This window comes from Sphingobium sp. SG1, from assembly GCF_057063145.1.
In genome coordinates this window covers 1-1,854 of sequence record NZ_JBVVOJ010000057.1, presented here as the reverse complement: position 1 = coordinate 1,854, position 1,854 = coordinate 1, and the positions used below count along the sequence as shown (strand labels likewise).

The 1,854-nt window shown below is 62.0% G+C and carries 2 protein-coding genes; one reads left to right on the top strand and one right to left on the bottom strand.

All coding sequences use genetic code 11. The annotated features are described in order from the left end of the window. Positions 1-38 precede the first annotated feature (38 nt). On the bottom strand, positions 39-785 hold the full coding sequence (locus AC0KVN_RS27520) for an ArdC family protein (RefSeq protein ID WP_483656815.1): 747 nt from the start codon (positions 783-785) through the stop codon (positions 39-41). Between the two features lie 537 nt (positions 786-1,322). Here AC0KVN_RS27520 and AC0KVN_RS27515 point away from each other — a divergent pair. Next, a complete protein-coding gene (locus AC0KVN_RS27515) occupies positions 1,323-1,556 on the top strand; it encodes a helix-turn-helix transcriptional regulator (RefSeq protein ID WP_136186955.1) in 234 nt (77 codons plus the stop codon). Positions 1,557-1,854 lie beyond the last annotated feature (298 nt).

Sequence of the window (1,854 nt, the reverse complement as noted above, 5' to 3'; positions counted from 1 at the left end):
GCCTGATGCCCCCCTGCGTTGTACCAAGAACATACCGTTCAATGGTGCGTCAGGCACGGTGCAGACTGTCCAGATAAGGCAACCAGTTCCTCTTTTGCATAGAGCGTTGAACCGAACCCGCCCGACTGATCGCGCGCCAACCGGCTGCGATGGCCCGTCCAATGACCCATCTCGTGAAGTGCCGTGCGAAACCAGTTGATCGGCTCATGGAAAGCCGCCTGTGGTGGCACCGCGACATAATCACCAGACGGAGAATAATAGGCTTCGCCGCCGCCGATGCGGAAGTCCGCACCGCTGTTTCGGATGAGGCTGTCGGCCTCGGCGATCGACACCAGTGGCCCGGGCAGTTCAGGCACATGGGACAGCTCTTCGGGCAGCCCCTCGCACTGGTCGACGTTGAACACAGTGAAGCGCTTGAGAAACGCAATCGTCCTTGCCTCGCGATCCTCCTGCCCTGCCCGCTCTTCCTCGGCCTTGGGAACGAAACGATCCGCATAGCAGATGACACTGCCCTTCTCGCCCTTGCGGACATGGCCGCCAGCCGCCTCGGCCTGCCGATAGGTCAGCCAGCGCTGTCCGGTAAAGCCGCGCTCGATCACGGTGGCCCACAGGATCAGGATGTTGATGCCTGAATAGCGCCGCCCGGTGACGGCATTCTGCGGCATGGTGCAGGGACAGGCGCTGCTGTCCCATGGCTTCACCCAGGGAAGATGCCCCGCCTCCAGTTCCGCGATGATCCGGGAGGTGACTTCGCCATAAATGCTCTGACGCTCGGTATTACCCATGTTCCTTACTCCTTCTTCACACCGCAACCGGCGCCGGAAGGGCGAAGGCGGGTGGCAGGAGCGGTCCATCAGCGCCGCCGGGAGCGGCGGCCTGCACCCGCAGGGCCGCAATGAACATGGAGGACCCCGGCGGAGCCGGGGTTGCAGGGCGCCGAGGCGGGGCTAGGGACAAGCGACGCCCGCCTTTGCCCGTCCGATGCCGGAGGCCAACGCCATCGCGCAAAGCGCGATGACCGCATGGCGGCACGCAGGGACGCCCAGAACCCCGAATCAGATTATATGCGCGGGGCCCGCCGCGCGCGCTGCAGACACCCAGTCAAACATCTCAAAGCGTCTCAGCTGGCAGAGCCGGCGAGGCATCAGCCAGACATCATCAAAATATTTTGATGGCCGTTTGTGCGCCTGGGTGCGCCTCGGCTTGCCGGGGTTCGACAAGGCCGAATTGGCCCATTCTCAGGCGGTTGACGTGCGGCGACCGCCAAACAATCCTTGGGATCAGGCGCGCTCATGTCACCACTCAAGAGATGGAAAACGACCATGATCTCTCAGCCACCCGATCGCATAATCCGGCTCAATACGGTCCTCGACCGGACCGGGCTCAGCCGGGCGACACTCTATCGCAAGGTCCAGGCCGGAACCTTTCCCAAGCAGGTCCGTATCGCCACGCGCTGCATGGGATGGCGAGAATCCGCCATCAATGACTGGATGCGCAATCCCATGTTCTGGACGGTCGAGGATGCCGACAAGCGGCAAAACACGCCGTCATTATAAGGTCATCGATGCCCATCACATCAAGCCTGTCGCTCCCCTCCCCCTTGGAGCGGCACCTCCCTGAACTATGGTCCTGCCGGGAGATTTTTTCCGGCCGGATTACTTTTATCAGTTTGGGACGGGTTTCAGTGGGGCTGCTAACGGCAAGGGATGGGACATTTGCGACGGTCGGCTTCGGGAGGTTGTCCGACGATTGCGGACATTCCCGACGACACGCTCTGAGAGGCCGTTTCGAAAGGGGTTGAGCGGCTGAGGTTCGTGTGATTCCGGGGGTTTTGCAGACAACCCGGAGATCTTG

What these genes read in the sequence shown, in the direction of transcription:
- AC0KVN_RS27520 (WP_483656815.1), bottom strand. Translation starts at nt 785, where the DNA reads ATGGGTAATACCGAGCGTCAGAGCATTTATGGCGAAGTCACCTCCCGG.
- AC0KVN_RS27515 (WP_136186955.1), top strand. Translation starts at nt 1,323, where the DNA reads ATGATCTCTCAGCCACCCGATCGCATAATCCGGCTCAATACGGTCCTC.